Here is a 22,027-nt window from a genome sequence, read left to right on the forward strand (position 1 = left end):
CGGGTGGCCGTGACGCGCTGCTCGCCAGTGGTCCCGGCCGGGCCGGGGCGGCCGCGCAGGTAGCGGCGCTCGGCGGCCTGGCGGCTGGCGACGCCCAGGGGGGAGGCGAGGGCGGCCCAGCTGGCGCCCGCGTCGCGCGCGGTTTCGATCAGGCCGGTCTCCCATCCGGCCAGCTGCTCGCGGACCTGTCGCAGCAGCAGCAGGCAGGCCAGGGCCTGTTCCGGGCCGGGGCCGGCCTCGGTGCCGTGGTGGGGCTTGTGCTGGGCGGTGCGCAGGGCGTCGTCGATGGCGTCAAGGGCCGCCGCGGCGGCGAGGAACGACGCCGGGCTGTGGGTGTCGGTGCTGGGTGAGGACGGCTGGTCGGCCGGGGTCATGGGCACCTCCTTCGGCTTGTCATCGGGTGGACGACATCATGTTTGTCATCCATTGGATGACATGTTACAACGGTGTCAGTGAGGCGCATTGGCAGCAACTGCCTGACCTGCTGGAGGTGTTTTCACGATGTTGATGCGCACTGACCCCTTCCGTGAGCTGGACCGGCTGGCACAGCAGCTGACGGGCCCGGGCACCTGGTCGAAGCCGTCGGTGATGCCCATGGACGCCTACCGCGACAGCGACGAGTACGTGGTGGCCTTCGACCTCCCCGGTGTCGCCGCGGACGCGATCGACATCGACGTCGAGCGGAACATGCTCACCGTCAAGGCCGAGCGTCGGCCGGTGGCGAAGGCCGACGACGTGCAGTTGGAACTGTCCGAGCGGCCGCTGGGCGTCTTCTCCCGCCAGATCGTGCTCGCCGACACTCTCGACACCGAGCACATCAAGGCCGACTACGACGCGGGCGTGCTCACCCTGCGTATCCCGATCGCCGAGCGCGCCAAGCCCCGCAAGATCTCCATCGGCGTGGGTACCGGCCACAAGGAGATCGCCGGCTGACACCGGCCGGCCAGGTGCGGAGGACGGGCACCTGATCTCCCCCTCGCCCGCCCTCCGCGCCGCTACGGGCATCCGAAGAGACAAGAAGGGCCGGCGGCCGATATGACTCTGCGACGCGAAGCGTTCCTCGACCACGTCAAGGAGCGCGGCGAGTACGACACCGTGGTGGAAGCCGAGCGCGCGGCCCGTGTGGTGCTCGCCCTGCTCGGCGCGCACCTGGTCGGCGAGGTCCGCGCCCAGCTGGCGGCCCGCCTGCCGGAGGGCTTTGCGCTGATCCTGCTCAACCCGCTGCAGAGCGCCGAACCGCTGTCGACGGAGCGGTTCGTGCGGGCGACTGCGGCCTGGATCGAGGGCGCCACTGAGCAGACCGCGACCTGGGACGTCAGCGCCGTGCTGTCCACGGTCGCCGACACCGCCGGCGACGACCTGATGGGCCAGATCCTGCTCCAGCTCCCCGCCGGCTACGACCTGCTCTTCGGCCGCCCCCAACCCACCTGACCACTAGTGCCCCGCACCGGCACCACCGATCCACGAAAGGCAACCACCGCAGTGATCACCGACGTGGGCGTACCGCTCGAGCACCAACAGCCGTACAGGGCGGCGTACGGGCAGCTGCTGGACAAGGTCCGCTACGAAGGCGCCTACCCCACCCGCGAGCGCGCCGAGGAAGCCGTCCGCCTGGTCCTTTCAGGGCTGGGGCGCCAGTTGACCGGCGACGAGCGCGTCGACCTGGCCGCCCGCCTGCCCCTGGAGGCCGCACGTGTCCTGACCGCGCAGATCCCCGACACTCAGCCGCTGACCGGATGGGCCTTCGTCAAGGACCTCGCCGCCGGCTCCGGCGCTTCCCTGGCCACCACCCGCTGGGACACCGGCTCCGTCTTCGCGGCCGTCGCGGCCTACGCCGGCCCCGAACTGATCACCCGCATCCTCCACCAACTCCCCACCGGCTGGGCGCTGCTGTTCGGTCGCGCCGAACTCACCCCCGCCGTGCACGAGCAAGATCAATCAGGTGGCGCCCTGAGCGCCCGGAAGGCCGCGCTGTCCGAGCAGTCGACCAACATGGGATGCACGAAACCAGCTCCCGAACCGCAGCGAAGCGCATCCCGATCCCGGCCCACATGACCGACGCACCGGCGTACCGACGTCCATCACCCGCGAACTGGCCCTGAGGAACAAAAAATCGGGCGCCCGCACCGAAGTGCAGACACCCGATCACTTTCCGTCCTGCGGTGCCCCCGGCGGGCGCACGGAACGTGGGAACGAGGGAATCCGCCGGTCGTTAGCTGTGGGGTGTTGGTGATGATTGCGACCGCTTCCTCCCGCGGACTCTTGGTAGCTGACGGGCCATCGGCTGGCTCGGGTGGCGCGGCCCTGGACTTGGCGACTTCCATGCCGGTAGGCGTAGGGCGGCCACCCGTCGATTGACACCAAGTCCAGGGCCACGCCCGGAGTTTCGGCGGGCGACGGCTGGGATGATGCCGCAGGTGCGGACCAGGTCGCGGTAAATGTCGTGGTCGTAGCCGCGGTCACTGCTCCCCGCGCACGTGGGGATGGTCCCGCGGCGAGGAGACGAGCGGAGTGCTCGTCGGGCTGCTCCCCGCATGCGCGGGAATGGTCCGCCGTCTCGGACACGGTCGAAGCTCAGCTGCTCCTACCTCCCGGCGCGTGTAGGGGTGGGTCGCACTGGGCCCGTTCGGGCCCCGTGAGGTGGAGTTACTGGGGGGCGTGTATGCCCGTAGCGGTACCCGTTCCGTTCACGCGGAGGAGGCTTCGTCGGTGTGGCGAGTCCAGATCAGTCACGACCGGATACAGCCTTGGCTTGGCTGCACGGATGCTCCTCATGCAGGTCCCATAGATACAAGAGACCTAACTGTCAATAGCCGTCAGACCGCGTCGTAGCGGGCGAGTGCGGCGCGTTGCGGTGGGTCGCCCGTGTCCGAGGAGTTGTTGAAGGTGACGGTTCCCACTGCGAGGACTGTCCGGGTGCCTGGGATCAGTCGGGTCGCGGCGATCTCGAAGGGCTGTTTGAAGTCGTACTTTCGCTTCGCTTTCGGCACTTCGGACGGCTCGGGCAGCCGATCGGGGTCAGCCAGTTTGTGCGTCTTCCCGTGCCGAGTGCGGTGCGTCCGTGAGTCCACGAGCAGCCCGCCGGCACCGTCGGCGACGGTCGTGGACGTCATGAAAGCCCGGCCGGTCTCGGGGGCGCTCACCTTGCGCCACGCCGTGCCGTCCCCTGTCAGGAGGATGCTCTCGGTATCGGGTTCCTTCTCCACTTCGCCGTGGTTGAAGTCGTGGCGGCCGAGCGCCCACAGACGGTCGCTCGCGGGGTCGTGAACGATGGTGTCGAGCGTGGCGGAAGCCTCGGGAGGTACCGGGTCGGGGAAGCGGTACGAAGGGGTCTTCAGCTGTTGCCAGGCGCCGTCTTCCCACCGGGCGGTGGCGGGCTGCGGGTAGCACTCCTCCTGTCCGCACGCGGAATCCACCGACCCGGCTACCCAAGCACGTGGGGAGTCGCTGCCGGCGGGAGCGGCGGCGAGAGCGGCAGCCGGGAAGGGGAGGGCCGGCGCATCCCAGCGTTGCCCGTCCCAGTGCACGACCTTTCCTTGGGCGATGACCCACAGGTCCTCTCCGGAGGCCACAAGCCAGGCGCCTTTCGTCTCCCCGGCTGACCGGTGGTCGTCATTGAACGCCGGTGGGTCGGGGAGTCGCTGCCAGGACCCGTCCTGCCGGTGGAATACGGCGAGTTGCTCGGCGTCCACAGTGCGCTGCGCCAGCCAGAGCCGAGCTTGACCCCCGGTGGCCAGGGCCCAGGAGGACCGTCGGCCTCCCGCCATGAGGTCGCCGGGCAGCGCGGGCTCGCTCCACCGCTTTCCGTCCCAGCGCTCGAGGAACGGGGTGAGGGATTGCGTGCGAGTGCCAAGGAGCCACACGTCGTCCCGTGAGGCGACGGCGAGGGCTTGGTAGGAGGTGCTGTCCTGGGCCGCGAGATGCGAGTAGCGCCAAGCCTGTCGCGTCGACTTGGCCGATGCGGCGTCGGCGGCAGGCGGAATTTCGCGGAGTCTGGCCGCATCGGTGCCGGGCGATGCGGATGGAGACTGCTTCGCCTCCTTGTCACCCGTCTCACTGCTTTTGCCGCAGCCGGTCAACACGTAGGCCCCGGCGAAGGCGGCCACACCGATGAGCGTACGACGGCTGGTCGGAGAAGCCCTCATGCGTGACGACTGTAGTACCGCTCAGCGGTCGTCCGAGCCCAGGGGCTCAATGAGGCGGCCGGAGGTGCTGGAGAGCCCAGTGGTCTCCTCGGTCAAGCGAGTGAGTGATCGTGAAAATCAGCGAAGGCTGTAGGCGGGCGGACGAACGTCACGAGCGCCTTCCGGCCGAAGTCGTGGCCTTCACGGCCCCTGGGTGGTGCCGCTGTCTGGCGCTCGACTCGTCGGGGTCGGCCGTCGTGTGGCAGGACGGCTCGGCGCTGCTCTCTGCGTTGGATGCGGTATCACTGCGCCAAGATGTTCTGCGCCTGCCCGAGGGGCAAGACACGGTCGTCGGCCGGGCCGCCCCCCCGTCGGGCGGCCAGCGTCAACGCCTGGAGCTGGCAAGGGCGTTGCTCACCGATGCCGACGTCGTCCTGCTCTACGAGCCGACGTCGCAACTGGACAGCATTGACGAACAGCGGCTCCGCGACATCATCGACGATGTTGCGGAGAGCCGCTCGTGGTTGTGGTGGCGCACCGGCTTTCTACGGGTGCAGCACGCCGATCATGTAATTCTCATGGAGGCTGGCCATGTCATCGGCAGCGGTATTTACTCCGAACTCCTGGAATGCTGCGCGCCGTATGCGGACCTCGTACGTAGCCAGCAAAGGTCGGCAGAGGCTCCGGTCCAAACAGCGAAGGCGCTGAGTGAAGTGCCGGCGCAACTTCGAACAGGAGCAAGCTCGTTCCTTCGCGGGCGCGGATGCATGGAGGAGCGCTGCGCCGAACCCTCGGGGGTGGTACGGCGCCGCCCTCGGGGTGGGAGGCGGTAAGCGGACGCGATCCAGGAAGCGATCATCTGCCTGTCGGGAGGGACCGAACGCACCGAAGCAGTGCGCTTTGCTGGGGAGTCGTCCTGCCTTTCGAATCAGTGGGAGCACATGAAACTGTCGGCGCGGTTGGGATTCCCTGCGCGGTATTTCGGCCAGCGGGGGTATTCGCACAGCGGCCGGGTCCGGCCGTCGCGGGCATCGGTGACCACGGGGGCGTCCGGTTCCCGGTTCTGTTCGGACCACTGCTCGATCGCGGTGATCGAGTCCCAACCGGCCGCGAATGCCGGGCTGCCGGCGTTCGCATGGTTCGCGCCCGGCACGAGGTAGTACCGCACGAAGTCCCTGGTCTTGCCCGCACCCACCGTGGCGGCCACGCGCTCGTAATAGTCGTTCGTCGAGCGACTCGAGACCAGTTCGTCGGCAGTTCCGTGCAGCAGCAGGAGTTTGCCGCCGGATCGCCAAAAGGGGCGGAGGTCCGCGTCGTTGAGGTCTTGGATCTCGGACAATTCGCTGATCCGGTCGAGCCATTTGCCTGGTCGGCTCGGGTCAATGTCCAGGGAATTCTGGTCGGGGTTTCGCGTCAGGAAGTACTTGACCCACTGGTCCCAGTACTGCATTCCGTATCCACTCGTGAGGGGCATCGGACTGTCAGGTGCGGTCGTGCCGAATCCGAGCAGAGGTGTCCGCATGTCGGCACCGGAGAGGAGAGGAAATCCGGGATAGCTCTGTTCGCCGCTGGCGACCCGGTACGGCCACTTCCAGGTGGATGAGATGGCCTTGACCGAGGCGATCTGACGGTCCGAGAGGCAGGTGATGCCGGTGTCCGTGCCGCCCGGGCATCGCAGCTGCTCGGGTGCGAAGTGGCAGGCACCCTCGTTCGAGATGATGTTGTCGGTCAGCCCGTCGAGACTGTCGCAGGCCTGCATGACGCGAGTGTGGAGCAGCGCCTGCTTTTCCGGACCGGGGAACGCGCCGGGCCGTGCCAGCAGGCGTGTTGCGTATCCCAGGTACAGCGCCTCGGCGAGGTTGTTCCACGCTGGATATGCGGCGATCACCCCGTCGAAGGCCCTGGGCCACCGCTGCGCGACCGCCAGTGCTTCACGACCGCCGGTCGACCCGCCGGCGAAGTAGGTGTGCTCGGGCTCGGCCCGGTACCCCTGTCGGATCAGGAACTGGGCCGCATCATGGGTCTTCTTGAGCGCATCGCCGGCGGCGAAGTTCCGGAGCGCCTCGTCGTTTCGGGCGAAGGAGCCGTCCAGCGAGGGGACGGGGTGCTCTGTGGGGTTCGCCCGGTGTCCGGAGTCGCTCGCGTACGTGGCGTATCCGCGGGCCAGTGGGGCAGGAGCGCTCTGGAGTCCGAAGGGGACATCGGCCGTGATGTCTGGGACGGTGCCGTTGAAGCCGCCGCCGCCGAACATCATGGACCGGTGGTTCCAACCCCGGGGAAGTGCAAGGCGCAGCCGGATGTCGGGGGCGGAGTCGTCGACGGGGAAGAGGGCCGCGTCGATGCGGCAGTACGTGACGCTCACGCCGCTGACGGTTTCCGTCACCGTGGCTGCGGCCTGCACCCGCCCGCCTGTTGTGGGTGAGGAGCCGATGGATGCGGGGATGGCTCTGCCTGCCAGCGCCTCGCACCGGGCACGGGTGAGGATGGATGCGGAGGTCGTATCGGCCGCGGCGGGTGGCATGTTGATGAGGGCGGCAAGCAGTGCGGTGACAGCGGAGAGTGTCACCGCCACGCGCATCCTGGCCCTGCACGTTGTGATGGGGTTCATGGCAGGAGTCGGTCCTCTTGATCGGCGCGGAGCATGGGCGTGGGGATCAACTGCCGAGACCGTCGTCGAGCCGCCGGCCCGTCACCGGGTCGGCGCGGCCATACGCCGGGCGCGCAGCTCGGAGCGCCGGACCTTGCCCGCGGCGTCGCGCAGGGAGTCATGGACCAGTTCGATGGACTTGGGTTGCTTGTGGGGCGAGAGCCGACCTTCGAGGAAGGCGCGGACACCGTCCGCTGTGACCCCGGCTTCCTGGGGCGTGTGCACGATCGCGTGCAGCCGGTTGCCGGTGTCGGGATCGGGAAGGCCGATCACGACCGCCGTCAGCACCTGTTCGTGTTCCACCAGGGCGGCCTCGATCTCCGCCGGGTACACGTTGACCCCACCCACAGTGATCATGTCCGACCGCCGGTCGAGCAGGTACAGGTAGCCGTCGGAGTCGAACCGGCCCATGTCCCCGAGGGAGGACCAGCCGTCGCGCACGGTGGGTTCGGCACCGATGTAACGGTAGGTGGCGTCGGTGCCCGGGGTGACCCGCATATGGACCTCGCCCGAGACGTCCGGCTGGACGATCTCGGCGCCGTCGGGATCGACCAGTTTCATCTCACCCCAGGTGACCTGTCCCACGGAGCCGACATGTTCGAGCCACTCGTCCCCGCGCAGAGTGCACCCGGCTTCGGCTTCCGTGCCTCCGTACAGCTCCCAGATCCGCTCTGCTCCGAGCCACTCGATCCACTTCCGCTTCAGCCAGACCGGGCACGGCTCGGCGCAGTGCCAGACCGATCGCAGCGTGGCGAGCGAGTACTGCCGGCGGACCTCGTCCGGCAGGGCCATGATCCGGCGCATCATCGTGGGCACCAGGTACACCCAGCTCACGTCGTACTCGTCGATCGCCGACAGGGTCCGCTCGGCGTCGAAGCGGGTCAGCAGCGTCACCGAGCCGCCGAGGAAGATCGCTGAAAGGGCAGTGACGAAAGGAGCGTTGTGATGCAGCGGGGCGGTGATCAGTGCCTGCTCGCCGGGCTCGATGCCCCACATGCCGGAATCGAAGCCGGAGCTCACCGCCGGCCTTCCGGACAGGATGATCTTCGGTCGGCCGGTCGACCCGCCGGAGGTCGGAGCCTTCCACGACGGCGCGAGGCGCGCGTCGAGGTTGCCGTCGGACCGCCCTGCTCCCAGGCTGTCCACGGTCACGGCTCCGGCGCGATCGCCGAGCGCGCCGTCGGCTTCGGTGACCACGACGCTCGGGGCGCCGAGTTCGAGGATCGCGTCGAGCTCTGCCGGCGTCATCCTCGGTGACAGGACCTGTGGCGTGACCCCGGCCTTGTAGCACGCAAATACCGCCAGAATCAGGTCCGTCGAGTTGGGCAGCAGCAGCGTCACCAGGTCACCGGCGGCCGTCCCGGCGGCGAGCAGGCCCCGCGCGAGGCGGTTGCTGCCGTGGTGCAGGGCCGTCCAGGTCAGCGTCTCGGTGCCGGCACGTACCACCACGGTGTCGCCGAGCTCGGTGGCGTACGCCCCGGGGATCTCGGACAGCGGGAATCCGTCATCGGGCAGGAACGTCACGGCAGTACCTCCGGGTTTCGTTCGACAGGGTTGGACGTGCTTCCGGCGGCCTTCCGGTCCTCCTGCCGCAGGGCCCGGCGCAGAGCCAGGGCGAGTGCGCCACCGATGAGTGACGCGACGATCACGATGGAGAAGCCGGAGGCCGGGTCGCCTGAGCCGGACTCGGTCAGGCCGAACAGGTACGGCCCCACGAATCCGCCGGTCAGACCGACCGTATTGATGAACGCCAGCCCGGCGGCCGCCACGATTCCGGACATCCGGGCCATGGCGACCGACCAGAAGATCGGCAAAGTGCCGAAGATGATCGCCGACATGACACCGATCAGCGTGATCCGCACGGCCGGCGACGACACCGCCAGGAACACCGCAGCGATGACCGCGGGGGCCACCGCCAGGACGCCGATGGTGGAGGACTCGCGTGGGATGCGGCGGAAGATCACCGGCATGATCAGCACGCCGACCGTTCCGCCGATTCCGGTGACACCGCTCAGCAGGCCGATGAGGAAGGACCCGCTCACGTCCAGCGACTCGATGATCGACGGGACGTTGAACGTCACCCCGTTCATGGTGACCTGGTTGAGGAAGTAGATGATCCCGATGAGCAGGATGAAGGGGCGGCCGAATGCCTGCCCCATGTTGCCCTTCAGGCTGTGCCCGCCGTGGGGGGCGGATCCCCGCTGCGCCTGCTCGCTGAGCGCCGCGGCCTCCTGCGCTGTCAGCCACTTCGCATCGGCCGGCACCTCGGGCAGGAAGGCCAGGGCGACCAGCCCGATGGCCATCGTGATCAGACCCTCGACCAGGAACATCCACTGCCAGCCGTGGAATCCGCCCAGACTGTCGAGCTCCATCAGCGCACCGCCGAGCGGCCCACCGAGGAGCAGGCCGAGCGTGGGCGCGAGATAGACGAACCCGATCGCGGTGGCGCGGTCCCTCTGAGCGAACCACTGGGTCACCATGAACATCATCGCCGGGTAGAGCCCGGCTTCGGCTGCCCCGAGCGCGATCCGCCCGATGTAGAACGTGACGTCGTCCGTGATGAACATCATCAGGGACGTGACCGCGCCCCAGCTCAACGCGATCCGCGCGATCCAACGCCGTGCACCGACCCGGTACATGATCAGGTTGCTGGGCACTTCGAACAGCGCGTACGTCAGGAAGAAGAGCCCGGCGCCGAGACCGAAAGCGGCGGCACTGATGCCCACATCAGCCTGCAGGTGAGTCTTCGCCAGCGCGATGTTGGTCCGGTCGACATAGGACATGAAGTAGGCGAGGCACAACAGCGGCAGCAGCCGCAGCATCGCCTTTCGGGTGGCGACGGCGTACAGGCCGCCGACGGCAGGAACCGACATTGTTGCCACTCCCCATGGGTCAGGCCCGGACGCGGGCGCTTGGCGGTCCACCGGCCGAGCGGGTCTCCGGCACCGGTGAGACAGGCGACTGCGTCGTACATGACAGCCGTGTGTCGTGGGGCGAGATTAGAGCGGTGCCGCCCCGCACTGAGACGGAAAGGATTTACACTCATGCGTCGATCAGGGTGTGCAGAAAATCCACCTGCGTGAGGGGCTGTTGATGGCAGGGACAGACCCCGGCTCGGGGAGCGCTGCCGGTGACGGCGAGCTGGCCTCGTACCGGCTGCGCCGCGAGCGCGAACTCAACAGCCTGTACACCACGGCCCGGTCGCTCACTGCGCTCGGCGAGGTCGACGAGGTGCTGCGGTCGATCGTCAGGCATGCCCATGAGCTGATCGGCTGCGACTTCGCCTACCTGTCGCTGCTGGATGCAGAAGGGTGCCTCAGCGTCAGAGCGTCGGCCGGCACGATCTCGCCGGAGTTCTCATCGGCTCGGCTGCCACCCGGTGCGGGCGTGGGCGGTCGAGTGATCGAGACCGCCGCCCCCTTCTGGGTCAGCAACTACCAGGAGGCCCAGGGCCTGCCGCACGATCCCGCATTCGACCTGCTCGTACCGAGCGAGGGGCTGATGGCGCTCCTTGGCGTCCCGCTCATGGTGGGCGACCGGGCCATCGGCGCTCTCTTCGCCGCCGACCGCACCGAGCGCCCTTTCGAGAAGGACGAGGTGGCGCTCTTCAGCGCCTTCGCCGGCCACGCCGCAGTCGCACTCAACAACGCACGGCTCTACGAGGAGAGCCGTGTCTCCGTGCAACGGCTCACGGAGGCGTACCGCACGATCGAGGACCAGGTCGCCACCATGGAACGGGCGGCGGCGGTGCACGAGGCACTCACCCACGCCGTACTCACCGGCGGCGGACCGGGCGACATCGCACACCTGCTGGTCGAGCACCTGCAGGGCACAGTGACCGTGCAGGACCGCGACGATCACGTCCTCGCGATCCGCTTCCCTCGAGGAAGCACCGAGGACGACGGACAGAACCCTCCCCGGGACCTCCGCGAGGAGGCGCGCAGTACCGGGCGGTGCGTATCCGCTCGCGGACAGGATGGCGCCTTCCACAGCGTTGTCGCCGTCCGCGCAGGCGGGGGCCACTACGGGCTCCTGTCCCTCACGCGCCGCGCGGCACCGGAGCCGGCAGACGTACGGATGCTCGAGCGTTCGGCCCAGATCATCGGCCTGCTGATCCTCACGCGCGACGCTCGCGTCGAAGCCGAGGAACGGGTCAGGGGCGAGCTCCTCACGGAACTGATGTCCGGATCGGACCTGCACCCGGCCCAGCGCGACAGGGCCCTCGCCCGCGGGGTCGACGTCGACCACCTCAACGTTCTCGTCGTGGCCGACTGCCCCGAGAAGGCCGCAGGTGACATCGTCCGGCAACTGAAGCCGCTCACCGCCGAATGGTCCGGCATTGCGGGCGAGTACCTCGGACGTGCGACGGTGCTGCTGTGCGCCGACGACGCGGACGAAGCCGCTCGCACCCTGCACCACGCACTGCGCCGGACACTCGGTGTGCCGGCCCTCGTGGTCGCCGAGCGCATCGCCGGACAGGAACGCTCCCGCGCATTCACCCTGACACAGCGCTGCATCCAGGTGATGCGTGCTCTCGGAGTGACCGACCGTGGGGCGAGCACCCGGCAATACAGCATGTACGCGTTGGTCTTCGACCCCGGCCGCGCCCATGACCTCGACCGGTTCCTCACCGACAGCCTCGGCACGCTCCTCGACTACGACGACCGACGGTCGACCGACCTCGTGGCCACTGCATCCGCCTACTTCACCAACTCCGGGAACCTGAGCCGGACGGCTCGCTCCCTGCACGTACACCTGAACACGCTGCTCAAGCGGCTGGACCGGATCACGGCCCTCCTCGGCGAGGACTGGCGTTCACCGGACTCGGCGCTACGCCTGCACTTGGCGCTGCGTCTCCATGAGTTGAAGACCGTGGTCGACGGGTCGCCCCGTGCCGGCGGCGCTCCCTCCTGACGCCCCGTCCGTCGGGGCGAGTGTGGGCGGCAGAACTTCACTGGAAGAAAACGCCCTTCGCATCCCGATCCCGGCCCACATGACCGACGCACCGACGCACCGACGCACCGACGCACCGACGCACCGACGTCCATCACCCGCGAACTGGCCCTGAGGAACAGAAAATCGGGCGCCCGCACCGAAGTGCAGACACCCGATCACTTTCCGTCCTGCGGTGCCCCCGGCAGGATTCGAACCTGCGCACACGGTTCCGGAGACCGTTGCTCTATCCCCTGAGCTACGGGGGCGGGTCGGCGCTCGTGAGCGGCGACGGGTAGAACCCTACCAGCTCGGATGCGGTGGACAGGAACGGGTATTTCGCGGGGCGGACCGGGTCCGTGGAGAGGCTTCGGGCGAGCTGTCGGGAGGCTTTCGAGGGGCTGTCGGCGGTCGGCAGAGCGGCCCCGAAGTCATGATCGTCCGAGATCGTCCGGCGCTCGCCGCGGGGCTGGAAACCGCGCATCGGCCACGGACGGTCACCAGGTGTTCCACCTGCGGCGCACGCGTCCCACAGGTGTCGTACGCCGGAGGCCCCGGGGTGCGGCGGACGTCTCGGGGCGGGGGAGAAGTGGGCAAAACCCGGACGCGGCGGCGGGCCCGGGCCTACTCTCGAGTTGTGCCAGGGGCGTCCGGCCGCGTGCTTGTTGTGGACGACAACAAGGTCATCCGGCAGCTGATCAGGGTCAACCTCGAGCTGGAGGGCTTCGAGGTCGTGACCGCGGCCGACGGCGTCGAGTGTCTGGAAATAGTCCATCAGGTACGCCCCGATGTGGTCACCCTCGACGTGGTCATGCCCCGCCTCGACGGCATGCGGACGGCCGCGCGGCTGCGCGCGGACGCGTCGACCCGGTCCCTGCCCGTGGTGATCGTCAGCGCCTGCACCCGGGCGGAGGTGGAGAACGGCCTGGAGGCCGGCGTCGACGCGTTCCTCGCCAAGCCCTTCGAGCCCGCCGAACTCGTCGCCCTGATCCGGCAGTTGATGACCCGCGGCCCCGGGTACGGACACGGCACGCCGTTCGCCTCACGCGGGCACGCCACGGGCCGCGCCGGGGAGCGGGCGACGGCCGGCCGCCACGACACCCGCTCCGCGCGCCACCGCGACGCCTACGCGGACGACTCCCGGGCCCAGTAGCCGCCGCGCTCTGCCGGTCCGCCCCGGCAGGGCCCGCCGCCGACCTCCCGCGGCCGGCTCCCATACGCTGGTCCCGTGACACCCGTCGAGCTCTCCCGCACCGTGCTGCGCGCGGTGCGTCGCGCTGTGGACGACGGGGAGCTGAGTGTGGCCGTACCGGCACGTGCCGTGGTGGAGCGACCGCGCCCCGGCGGTTGCGGCGACTACGCCACCAATGTCGCCCTGCAGCTGGCCGGTCCCGCCGGACGCCCGCCCCGGGCCGTCGCCGAGGTCGTACGGGCCGCCCTGGTCCGCGAGCCCGCCGTCGCCGAGGTCACCGTCACGGGCCCCGGCTTTCTGAACATCACGCTCGACCCCGCGCACGGCGACACCGAGGCGCTGCGCTCCGCCGTCGTCCGCGAGATCCGTGTGCGCGGCGGGCGGTACGGGTACGGGGACGCGCTCGCGGGGGAGCGGGCCGAACTCCGCGTACCCCGCGAACTCCGCGCCGAGCTCGTCGCCGAGGCGTCGGCCCGTATCGCGGCCACCCAGGGCGCCACCGCCACCGTCAGCCACACCGCCCCGTACAACCTCCGCCCGGTGCCGGCGCCCGCGGACATCCACACCGCCCTGGCGCCCCGTACCACCACCGGGGCCAGGACCGATGAGGCCTTGTACGCGGAGGAATCCTCGTACGCCGAAGAGCTCTCGGCGCTCCCCGCCGCCCCGCTCACCGACGCGATCCGCTGGACGCTGCTGCATCCGGCGCTCCACGACCGCCCCCGCCCACTGCACGAGCACCTCGTCCTGCGCGAGACCAACCCCCTCTTCCGCGTGCAGTACGCCCACACCCGTACGCGAGCCCTGACGCACAACGCCGCCGCGCTCGGCCTCACCTCCACGCCCGCCGACCCCACGGCACCCGACCCGACCATGCCCCGGGCCGCCTCCACCCCCGAACTCCACCCCTTGGTGGAAGCCCTGGCCGCCCACCCCCAGGCCCTCGCCTCCGCCGCCCGGCACCGCGCGCCCGACCGGCTCGCGCGGCACCTGGTGGTCCTGGCCGATGCGCTCCTCGCGTACCGGCACACCGTGCTGCCGCTCGGCGACGAGAAACCCTCGGCCGCCCACCGCGACCGGCTCGCGCTCGCCGAAGCCGCCGGTACGGTGCTGGCCGGCGGCCTGTCCCTGCTCGGCATCAGCTCACCCGAGCACCTGTGAACCCCCGTATCCGGGCGGCCACAGCTGCGCCACGGGCCCCAGAACCTGCGAATCCCTGAGAGAGACGACCAAGCCATGAGCCGTTCCGCGCACCCCGCCGGCCCCCGCCACGCCGACGTACTGCCCGAGGGCCACTACCAGGCACCGCCGACCGACCTCAACGCCCTGGACGAGAAGGTCTGGTCGCGCACCGTGAGCCGCGACGCCGACGGCGCGGTGCGCGTCGGCGGCATCGAAGTGACCCGCCTCGCCGAGGAGTTCGGCACCCCGGCGTACCTCCTGGACGAGGCCGACTTCCGCGCCCGCTGCCGCGCCTGGCGCGACGCCTTCGGCGACGAGGCCGACGTCTTCTACGCCGGCAAGGCCTTCCTCTCCCGCGCCGTCGTCAAGTGGCTCAAGGAGGAGGGCCTCAACCTCGACGTCTGCTCCGGCGTCGAACTGGCCACCGCGCTCGACGCCGGCATGCCCGCCGACCGCATCGCCTTCCACGGCAACAACAAGACGCCCGCCGAGATCGAGCGGGCCGTGGAGGACGGCGTCGGCCGTATCGTCCTCGACTCCTTCCAGGAGATCGTCCGGGTCGCCCACACCGCCGACCGGCTCGGCAGGCGCCAGCGCGTACAGATCCGGGTGACCGTCGGCGTCGAGGCGCACACCCATGAGTTCATCGCCACCGCGCACGAGGACCAGAAGTTCGGCATCGCCCTCGCGGAGGGCCAGGCGGCCGAGGCGGTACGCCGCGTCCTGGGGCTGGACGGTCTCGAACTCGTCGGCATCCACAGCCACATCGGCTCGCAGATCTTCGACATGGCCGGCTTCGAGGTGTCCGCCCGCCGCGTCGTCCAGCTGCTCGCGGCGATCCGCGACGAGCACGGCGTCGAGCTCCCCGAGATCGACCTGGGCGGCGGCCTCGGCATCGCGTACACCCCGGACGACGACCCGCGCGAACCGCACGAGATCGCCAAGTCGCTCAGCGAGATCGTCACCCGCGAATGCGCGGCGGCCGGCCTCGCGACCCCGCGGATCTCCGTCGAGCCGGGCCGCGCGATCGTCGGCCCGACCGCCTTCACGCTGTACGAGGTCGGCACCATCAAGCCGCTCGAGGGCCTCAGGACGTACGTGAGCGTCGACGGCGGGATGTCGGACAACATCAGGACCGCGCTCTACGACGCCGAGTACACCGTGGCCCTGGTGTCGCGCCGCTCGGACGCGCCCCCGATGCTGGTACGGGTCGTCGGCAAGCACTGTGAGAGCGGCGACATCGTGGTGAAGGACGCGTTCCTGCCGGCCGACCTGGCGCCGGGCGACCTGATCGCGGTGCCGGCCACCGGCGCGTACTGCCGCTCGATGGCGAGCAACTACAACCACGCGCTGCGCCCGCCCGTCGTCTCCGTGGCGGACGGCGCGGCGCGGGTGATCGTCCGGCGGGAGACGGAGGAGGACCTCCTCCGGCTCGACGTCGGATAGCCGAAACCGACGGAAACCGGTTGATGAAATCGACATCTCACGATCCGGACGAAGGATGGGAACTGCGTTCCGGTGCGTGAGACTGGTCCCACCACAGATGTATGAGAAGTGAGGTCGGATGATGCGTTCGCGTCCGCTGAAGGTGGCGCTGCTTGGCTGCGGGGTTGTCGGCTCCGAGGTGGCGCGCATCATGACGACGCACGCCGACGACCTCACGGCGCGCATCGGCGCCCCGGTGGAGCTCGCCGGGGTGGCCGTGCGGCGCCCCGACCGGGTGCGCGAGGGAATCTCCGCCGAGCTGATCACCACCGACGCCACGGCCCTGGTGAAACGGGGCGACATCGACGTGGTCGTCGAGGTCATCGGCGGCATCGAGCCGGCCCGCGGCCTGATCACCACGGCCTTCGAGCACGGCGCCTCGGTCGTGTCGGCGAACAAGGCGCTGCTCGCCCAGGAGGGCGCCGCCCTGCACGCGGCCGCCGAGGAACACGGCCGCGATCTGTACTACGAGGCCGCGGTGGCCGGCGCGATCCCGCTGATCAGGCCGCTGCGCGAATCCCTCGCCGGCGACAAGGTGGACCGCGTACTCGGCATCGTGAACGGCACCACCAATTTCATCCTCGACAAGATGGACTCGACGGGCGCCGGCTACCAGGAGGCCCTGGACGAGGCCACCGCGCTCGGCTATGCGGAGGCCGACCCGACCGCCGACGTCGAGGGCTTCGACGCCGCGGCCAAGGCCGCGATCCTGGCGGGCATCGCCTTCCACACCCGGGTACGCCTCGACGACGTCTACCGCGAGGGCATGACCGAGGTCACCGCCGCCGACTTCGCCTCGGCCCGCCGGATGGGCTGCACCATCAAGCTCCTGGCGATCTGCGAGCGCGCCGCCGACGGCGCCTCGGTCACCGCCAGGGTGCACCCGGCGATGATCCCGCTCACCCACCCGCTGGCCTCGGTCCGCGAGGCGTACAACGCGGTGTTCGTGGAGGCGGAGGCGGCCGGCCGCCTGATGTTCTACGGTCCCGGCGCGGGCGGTGCACCGACCGCGTCCGCGGTCCTCGGCGATCTGGTGGCGGTCTGCCGCAACACGCTCGCGGGCGCCACCGGACCCGGCGAATCCGCTTACACCCGCCTGCCGGTGAGCCCGATGGGCGAGGTCGTGACGCGGTACCACATCAGCCTGGACGTGGCCGACAAGCCGGGCGTGCTCGCCCAGGTCGCGAACGTGTTCGCGGACCACGGGGTGTCCATCGACACCGTCCGGCAGCAAGGAAGAGATCAGGGCGGCGTAGCCGCTTCCGTTGAGGGTGGCGGTGGGCGACGGGAGGGCGGGGAGGCCTCCCTCGTCGTCGTCACCCACCGAGCGTCCGACGCCGCCCTCACCGGGACGGTCGAGGCACTGCGCCGACTCGACACCGTGCGCGGCGTCGCCAGCATCATGCGCGTTGAAGGAGAGTAGGGAACGATGTCCATCCCCCCGGCCACCCGGACCGGCGCCCACCAGTGGCGCGGGATCATCGAGGAGTACCGCGACCGGCTGCCCGTCAGCGCCGAGACGCCCGTGGTCACGCTCGGCGAGGGCGGTACGCCGCTCGTCTCCGCCGGCGTGCTCTCCGAGCTCACGGGCTGCGATGTGCACCTCAAGGTGGAGGGCGCCAACCCGACCGGTTCCTTCAAGGACCGCGGTATGACGATGGCGATCTCCAAGGCCAAGGAGGAGGGCGCCCAGGCTGTCATCTGCGCCTCCACCGGCAACACCTCGGCCTCGGCGGCGGCCTACGGCGGCAAGGCCGGCATGGTCAGCGCCGTGCTCGTACCGCAGGGCAAGATCGCGATGGGCAAGCTCGGCCAGGCCCTGGTGCACGGCGCCAAGATCCTCCAGGTCGACGGCAACTTCGACGACTGCCTGGTGCTGGCCCGGAACTTGTCCGAGAACTACCCGGTCGCACTGGTCAATTCGGTCAATCCGGTCCGCATCGAGGGCCAGAAGACCGCCTCCTTCGAGATCGTCGACCGCCTCGGCGACGCCCCGGACATCCACGTCCTGCCGGTCGGCAACGCGGGCAACATCACCGCGTACTGGAAGGGCTATTCCGAGTACGCGGCGGACGGCACCGCCACCCACGCGCCGCGGATGTGGGGCTTCCAGGCGTCCGGCGCGGCCCCCATCGTGCGCGGCGAGGTGGTCAAGGACCCCTCGACGATCGCCACCGCGATCCGGATCGGCAACCCGGCCTCCTGGTCGCTCGCCGAGGCGGCCAGGGACGAGTCGGGCGGTTTCATCGACGAGGTGACCGACCGTCAGATCCTGCGTGCATACCGGCTGTTGGCGGCGCGCGAGGGGGTCTTCGTGGAGCCCGCGTCGGCCGCATCGGTGGCCGGTCTGCTGAAGGCCGCCGAGGAGGGCAAGGTCGACAAGGGGCAGCGCATCGTCTGCACCGTGACGGGCAACGGCCTCAAGGACCCGGACTGGGCCGTCGCGGGTGCCCCGCAGCCGGTCACGGTCCCGGTCGACGCCGCCGCTGCCGCCGAGCGTCTCGGTCTCGCCTGACCCCGACTGTCGGGCAGGGCGCGGAGCGCTCTCTCCGGACGGGTTGATTCCGGCCCGTCCGGAGGCCGAGCGGGGCGACCGTCGGATTCCGGTCACCCGGCCGGCGGCGAAAGTTTGGCCGGATCCTGTTGCCGTTACGCCACTCGGCGGCCGGAATGAGATGGTTCCGCGCGGCCGGAGTCGCCGTATCCCGGTACTCCGCGGAAAAGATCCACAGAATTACCGGCGCGACCGGCCACGCGAAATGCGGACATAGGGCGCGCGTCGCCCCGGGTAAATCCCCCCAAAGTCCTGCAGGGGGTGCACGGGGGGCTTGCGACACGCATCGTGCGCCTCCTGTGCGCCCTATGTCGCCACAGAACCTTCCTTCGATAGGCTGTACCGAATCCGCCCCGCCGCCTTTGCCGCGGTGCCGCCGGCAGCGGCCTTCGGGCATTCGTACCTCTTGCGAAATCAGTAGATCCTCTTGCGAAACAGTTACGTCTCGCAGCTCAACAAGGAGAGTCATCGAGCGATGGCCGGTCCCGCGTTCCGCGCCGCCGCCGTCCGGGTGCGCGTCCCCGCCACCAGCGCCAATCTCGGCCCGGGCTTCGACGCCCTGGGCCTGTCGCTGGGCCTCTACGACGACGTCGTCGTCCGGGTGGCCGATTCCGGACTGCACATCGACATCGCAGGTGAGGGCTCCGATTCCCTCCCGCGCGACGAGAGCCACCTGCTCGTACGCTCCCTGCGCACCACCTTCGACCTGCTCGGCGGGCAGCCCCGCGGCCTCGAGGTCGTCTGCGCCAACCGCATCCCGCACGGCCGTGGCCTCGGCTCCTCGTCCGCCGCCATCTGCGCCGGAATCCTCGCCGCGCGTGCGGTCACGACGGGCGGCGACGGCAAGCTCGACGACGCGGCCCTGCTCGAGCTCGCCACCGAGATCGAGGGCCACCCGGACAATGTCGCGGCCTGTCTGCTCGGCGGCTTCACCCTCTCCTGGGTGGACGCGGGGGCGGCGCGGGCGATCAGGATGGATCCTGCAGATTCCATCGTTCCGGTGGTTTTCGTACCGGCCAAGCCCGTACTCACCGAGACGGCGCGTGGGCTGCTGCCGCGCAGCGTCCCGCATGTGGACGCAGCCACCAACGCCGGCCGCGCCGCGCTCCTCGTCGAGGCCCTGACCCGGCGCCCCGAGCTGCTGCTTCCGGCCACCGAGGACCGACTGCACCAGGAGTACCGCGCCCCGGCCATGCCGGAGAGCGCCGCCCTGGTCGAGCGACTGCGCGGCGACGGTGTCCCCGCGGTCATCTCAGGCGCGGGGCCCACGGTCCTCGCGCTTGCCGAGGACAGCGCGGCCGACAAGGTCGCGCGGCTCGCGGGCGAGGGCTGGGCGGCGAACCGTCTGGAACTCGACACCGCGGGAGCGAGTGTGCTGCCGCTGGCGCAGTAGGACGCTCATGCCGGACGAGAGAGGGGGAATGTTTGTTGGATCCGGTAGTGTTAACCTCAAGTCAGCACCCGACGTCCGAATGGCGTGGTGCTTCTTGTCCCCGTTCGGCAGCCAGCAGGGGACAGACCTTCTTCCGGGAGCCCCCCAAACTGTTCGACGCTCTGCGTCGAGCGGTGCCGAGCACGCTCCGGAACCGGCGTGACCGAGCCGAGTGACACAGCACCACGGGTGGCACCACATCGGACCTCGTCGTCATCAATGAACTCTTCCGCCGCAGAGGCGGACCACCGCCCCCGGCACGGCCCTGGCACACAGGACCACAGCCGGACAGCACAACCGGTCGCCGAGCCAGACAGGCCGACGCCCGCTCCAGGGAAGGACCCTTCGTGAGCGACTCCACCGATCTGATGGGCGCACGTGTCGACGAGACCGCCGCCGCGCCCGCCACGGACGCATCAGCTGCGCCTGCCACCGGTGCAACGGCCGGCACGCGGCGGCGCCGCGGTACCGGCCTCGAGGGCATGGTGCTGGCAGAGCTTCAGCAGGTGGCCTCCGGCCTCGGTATCAGGGGCACCGCGCGGATGCGCAAGAGCCAGCTGATCGAGGTCATCAAGGAGGCGCAGGCCGGTGGCGCCGCGGGCGGCTCCGCGCCGGCGAAGAGCGCCCCCGCCGCCGAGAGCGCCGAGGCCAAGCCGAAGCGCCGTGCCACCTCCAAGGCCCGTACGGGCGACACCGCAGGCGCGGACGCCGCGCCTGCCGCCGCCGAGAAGACCGCCGAGCCGGCCGCCAAGGACGACGCCAAGTCGCAGGCCCAGCAGCAGATCGACATCCCGGGCCAGCCGGCGAACGACGACGCGCAGGGCGGCGAGCGCCGCAGGCGCCGGGCCACCGCCGACGCGGGCAGCCCCGACACCGCCGGCGGCAGGAACCAGAGCAACCAGACCAAGGCCGAGCCGAAGTCCGAGCGCGGCGACAAGGCCGACCGCCAGGACAAGGGCGGCGACCGCGGCGACAAGTCCGACGGCCGGTCCGACGAGGGCGGCGAGAACGCCGAGGGCAACCGCAACCGCGACCGCCAGGACCGCGGCAACCGCCGTGGCCGCGACCGCGACCGCCGCAACAAGGGCGACGACCAGGGCAACCAGGGCGGCAACCAGCAGGGCGGCCGCAAGGACGGCGGGAACCAGAACCGCCGCGATGACGACGACGACTTCGAGGGCGGCCGGCGCGGACGCCGTGGCCGCTACCGGGACCGTCGTGGCCGCCGCGGCCGTGACGACGCGGGCGAGCCGCAGATCTCCGAGGACGACGTCCTGATCCCCGTCGCGGGCATCCTCGACATCCTCGACAACTACGCGTTCATCCGTACGTCCGGGTACCTGCCGGGCCCCAACGACGTGTACGTCTCGCTCGCCCAGGTCCGTAAGAACGGCCTGCGCAAGGGTGACCACGTCACGGGTGCGGTGCGTCAGCCCAAGGACGGCGAGCGGCGCGAGAAGTTCAACGCCCTCGTGCGCCTCGACTCGGTCAACGGCATGGCGCCCGAAACCGGCCGCGGCCGCCCGGAGTTCAACAAGCTCACCCCCCTGTACCCGCAGGAGCGGCTGCGCCTGGAGACCGACCCGGGCATCCTGACCACCCGCATCATCGACCTCGTGTCGCCGATCGGTAAGGGCCAGCGAGGCCTGATCGTGGCCCCGCCGAAGACCGGCAAGACCATGATCATGCAGGCGGTCGCCAATGCGATCACCACCAACAGCCCCGAGTGCCACCTGATGGTCGTCCTGGTCGACGAGCGTCCGGAAGAGGTCACCGACATGCAGCGGTCGGTGAAGGGCGAGGTCATCTCCTCGACCTTCGACCGGCCCGCCGAGGACCACACCACCGTCGCCGAGCTGGCCATCGAGCGCGCGAAGCGCCTCGTGGAGCTGGGTCACGACGTGGTGGTGCTGCTCGACTCCATCACCCGCCTCGGCCGTGCGTACAACCTCGCGGCCCCGGCCTCCGGGCGCATCCTGTCCGGTGGTGTCGACTCGACCGCGCTCTACCCGCCGAAGCGCTTCTTCGGTGCGGCGCGCAACATCGAGGACGGCGGCTCGCTGACCATCCTGGCCACCGCGCTCGTCGAGACCGGCTCGCGGATGGACGAGGTGATCTTCGAGGAGTTCAAGGGCACCGGCAACATGGAGCTCAAGCTCGACCGGAAGCTCTCGGACAAGCGCATCTTCCCGGCGGTCGACGTCGACGCCTCCTCCACCCGCAAGGAGGAGATCCTGCTCAACGGCGAGGAGCTCAACATCGTCTGGAAGCTGCGCCGGGTGTTGCACGCGCTCGACTCGCAGCAGGCGATCGAGCTGCTGCTCGACAAGATGAAGAAGACCAAGTCGAACGCCGAGTTCCTGATGCAGATCGCGAAGACGGCACCGACTCCGGGCAACGGCAACGACTGACGCCGACCCGGCACCGCGTACGGCGCCCCGTCACCTTCCGAGGTGACGGGGCGCCGTCGTCGTACGAC

Annotated in this window: 15 protein-coding genes, 1 tRNA gene and 2 pseudogenes; 12 read left to right on the top strand and 6 right to left on the bottom strand. The window is 70.0% G+C overall.

Features of this window, described 5'->3' with window-relative positions; all coding sequences use genetic code 11:
- A pseudogene (locus DY218_RS28745) lies at window positions 1-374 on the bottom strand (type III effector protein); the annotation flags it as partial.
- 127 nt (window positions 375-501) lie between these two features.
- On the opposite strand from DY218_RS28745, the gene DY218_RS28750 reads away from it, so the two are divergent.
- The 3 genes and pseudogenes from DY218_RS28750 to DY218_RS28760 all read left to right on the top strand — a co-directional run.
- Window positions 502-933 carry an Hsp20/alpha crystallin family protein gene (locus DY218_RS28750; protein WP_128559077.1) on the top strand — a complete coding sequence of 144 codons (432 nt, stop codon included), beginning with the start codon at window positions 502-504 and terminating at the stop codon, window positions 931-933.
- Between the two features lie 102 nt (window positions 934-1,035).
- Window positions 1,036-1,431 (top strand): DUF2267 domain-containing protein, encoded by a 396-nt coding sequence (locus tag DY218_RS28755; RefSeq protein ID WP_128559078.1) that lies wholly within the window; start codon window positions 1,036-1,038, stop codon window positions 1,429-1,431.
- 51 nt (window positions 1,432-1,482) lie between these two features.
- Window positions 1,483-1,920: pseudogene (locus tag DY218_RS28760) on the top strand (DUF2267 domain-containing protein); the annotation flags it as partial.
- A gap of 896 nt (window positions 1,921-2,816) precedes the next feature.
- Here DY218_RS28760 and DY218_RS28765 read toward each other — a convergent pair.
- Entirely contained in the window at window positions 2,817-4,106 is a 1,290-nt protein-coding gene (locus tag DY218_RS28765) for a hypothetical protein (protein WP_128559080.1), read from the bottom strand.
- A gap of 149 nt (window positions 4,107-4,255) precedes the next feature.
- Here DY218_RS28765 and DY218_RS28770 point away from each other — a divergent pair, with 149 nt between their 5' ends.
- Window positions 4,256-4,957 carry an ATP-binding cassette domain-containing protein gene (locus DY218_RS28770; protein WP_158574161.1) on the top strand — a complete coding sequence of 234 codons (702 nt, stop codon included), beginning with the start codon at window positions 4,256-4,258 and terminating at the stop codon, window positions 4,955-4,957.
- A 95-nt stretch (window positions 4,958-5,052) separates the two neighbouring features.
- On the opposite strand, the gene DY218_RS28775 is transcribed toward DY218_RS28770, so the two are convergent.
- The 3 genes from DY218_RS28775 to DY218_RS28785 form a co-directional block, all read right to left on the bottom strand.
- The gene (locus DY218_RS28775) at window positions 5,053-6,732 is read right to left on the bottom strand and encodes a tannase/feruloyl esterase family alpha/beta hydrolase (protein WP_325052030.1); all 1,680 of its coding nucleotides are present in this window, start codon (window positions 6,730-6,732) and stop codon (window positions 5,053-5,055) included.
- Between the two features lie 81 nt (window positions 6,733-6,813).
- The gene (locus DY218_RS28780; RefSeq protein WP_128559082.1) at window positions 6,814-8,295 is read right to left on the bottom strand and encodes an AMP-binding protein; all 1,482 of its coding nucleotides are present in this window, start codon (window positions 8,293-8,295) and stop codon (window positions 6,814-6,816) included.
- Complete coding sequence (locus DY218_RS28785) at window positions 8,292-9,644, bottom strand: MFS transporter (RefSeq protein WP_233521952.1); 1,353 nt, start codon at window positions 9,642-9,644, stop codon at window positions 8,292-8,294. The genes DY218_RS28780 and DY218_RS28785 overlap by 4 nt, the downstream gene beginning before the upstream one ends.
- Window positions 9,645-9,864: 220 nt before the next feature.
- Here DY218_RS28785 and DY218_RS28790 point away from each other — a divergent pair, with 220 nt between their 5' ends.
- Entirely contained in the window at window positions 9,865-11,685 is a 1,821-nt protein-coding gene (locus DY218_RS28790; protein WP_128559083.1) for a helix-turn-helix domain-containing protein, read from the top strand.
- 215 nt (window positions 11,686-11,900) lie between these two features.
- Here DY218_RS28790 and DY218_RS28795 read toward each other — a convergent pair.
- A tRNA-Arg gene (locus DY218_RS28795) sits at window positions 11,901-11,972 on the bottom strand.
- 320 nt (window positions 11,973-12,292) lie between these two features.
- Here DY218_RS28795 and DY218_RS28800 point away from each other — a divergent pair.
- The 7 genes from DY218_RS28800 (at window position 12,293) to rho (ending at window position 21,959) form a co-directional block, all read left to right on the top strand.
- Window positions 12,293-12,856: a response regulator gene (locus DY218_RS28800; protein ID WP_233521953.1), complete on the top strand. Its 564-nt coding sequence runs from the start codon at window positions 12,293-12,295 to the stop codon at window positions 12,854-12,856.
- A gap of 75 nt (window positions 12,857-12,931) precedes the next feature.
- Complete coding sequence (gene nrtL / locus DY218_RS28805) at window positions 12,932-14,056, top strand: ArgS-related anticodon-binding protein NrtL (RefSeq protein WP_128559085.1); 1,125 nt, start codon at window positions 12,932-12,934, stop codon at window positions 14,054-14,056.
- Window positions 14,057-14,131: 75 nt separating this feature from the next.
- The gene (gene lysA, locus DY218_RS28810) at window positions 14,132-15,523 is read left to right on the top strand and encodes a diaminopimelate decarboxylase (protein WP_128559086.1); all 1,392 of its coding nucleotides are present in this window, start codon (window positions 14,132-14,134) and stop codon (window positions 15,521-15,523) included.
- A gap of 121 nt (window positions 15,524-15,644) precedes the next feature.
- Window positions 15,645-16,985: a homoserine dehydrogenase gene (locus tag DY218_RS28815; protein WP_128559092.1), complete on the top strand. Its 1,341-nt coding sequence runs from the start codon at window positions 15,645-15,647 to the stop codon at window positions 16,983-16,985.
- Between the two features lie 6 nt (window positions 16,986-16,991).
- Window positions 16,992-18,077, top strand: a complete 1,086-nt coding sequence (gene thrC / locus DY218_RS28820) for a threonine synthase (protein WP_128559087.1) — start codon at window positions 16,992-16,994, stop codon at window positions 18,075-18,077.
- A gap of 514 nt (window positions 18,078-18,591) precedes the next feature.
- Entirely contained in the window at window positions 18,592-19,509 is a 918-nt protein-coding gene (gene thrB, locus DY218_RS28825; protein ID WP_128559088.1) for a homoserine kinase, read from the top strand.
- Window positions 19,510-19,895: 386 nt separating this feature from the next.
- Complete coding sequence (rho, locus tag DY218_RS28830) at window positions 19,896-21,959, top strand: transcription termination factor Rho (protein ID WP_128559089.1); 2,064 nt, start codon at window positions 19,896-19,898, stop codon at window positions 21,957-21,959.
- Window positions 21,960-22,027: the final 68 nt, after the last annotated feature.

It is taken from the genome of Streptomyces triticagri (assembly GCF_003429565.1).
Lineage (GTDB): Bacteria > Actinomycetota > Actinomycetes > Streptomycetales > Streptomycetaceae > Streptomyces > Streptomyces triticagri.

Bases quoted from the DNA above. Each gene is read 5' to 3' on its own strand.
- DY218_RS28750 (WP_128559077.1), top strand. From the start codon at position 502: ATGTTGATGCGCACTGACCCCTTCCGTGAGCTGGACCGGCTGGCACAG.
- DY218_RS28755 (WP_128559078.1), top strand. From the start codon at position 1,036: ATGACTCTGCGACGCGAAGCGTTCCTCGACCACGTCAAGGAGCGCGGC.
- DY218_RS28775 (WP_325052030.1), bottom strand. From the start codon at position 6,732: ATGAACCCCATCACAACGTGCAGGGCCAGGATGCGCGTGGCGGTGACA.
- DY218_RS28785 (WP_233521952.1), bottom strand. From the start codon at position 9,644: ATGTCGGTTCCTGCCGTCGGCGGCCTGTACGCCGTCGCCACCCGAAAG.
- DY218_RS28790 (WP_128559083.1), top strand. From the start codon at position 9,865: ATGGCAGGGACAGACCCCGGCTCGGGGAGCGCTGCCGGTGACGGCGAG.
- lysA (WP_128559086.1), top strand. From the start codon at position 14,132: ATGAGCCGTTCCGCGCACCCCGCCGGCCCCCGCCACGCCGACGTACTG.
- DY218_RS28815 (WP_128559092.1), top strand. From the start codon at position 15,645: ATGCGTTCGCGTCCGCTGAAGGTGGCGCTGCTTGGCTGCGGGGTTGTC.
- thrC (WP_128559087.1), top strand. From the start codon at position 16,992: ATGTCCATCCCCCCGGCCACCCGGACCGGCGCCCACCAGTGGCGCGGG.
- thrB (WP_128559088.1), top strand. From the start codon at position 18,592: ATGGCCGGTCCCGCGTTCCGCGCCGCCGCCGTCCGGGTGCGCGTCCCC.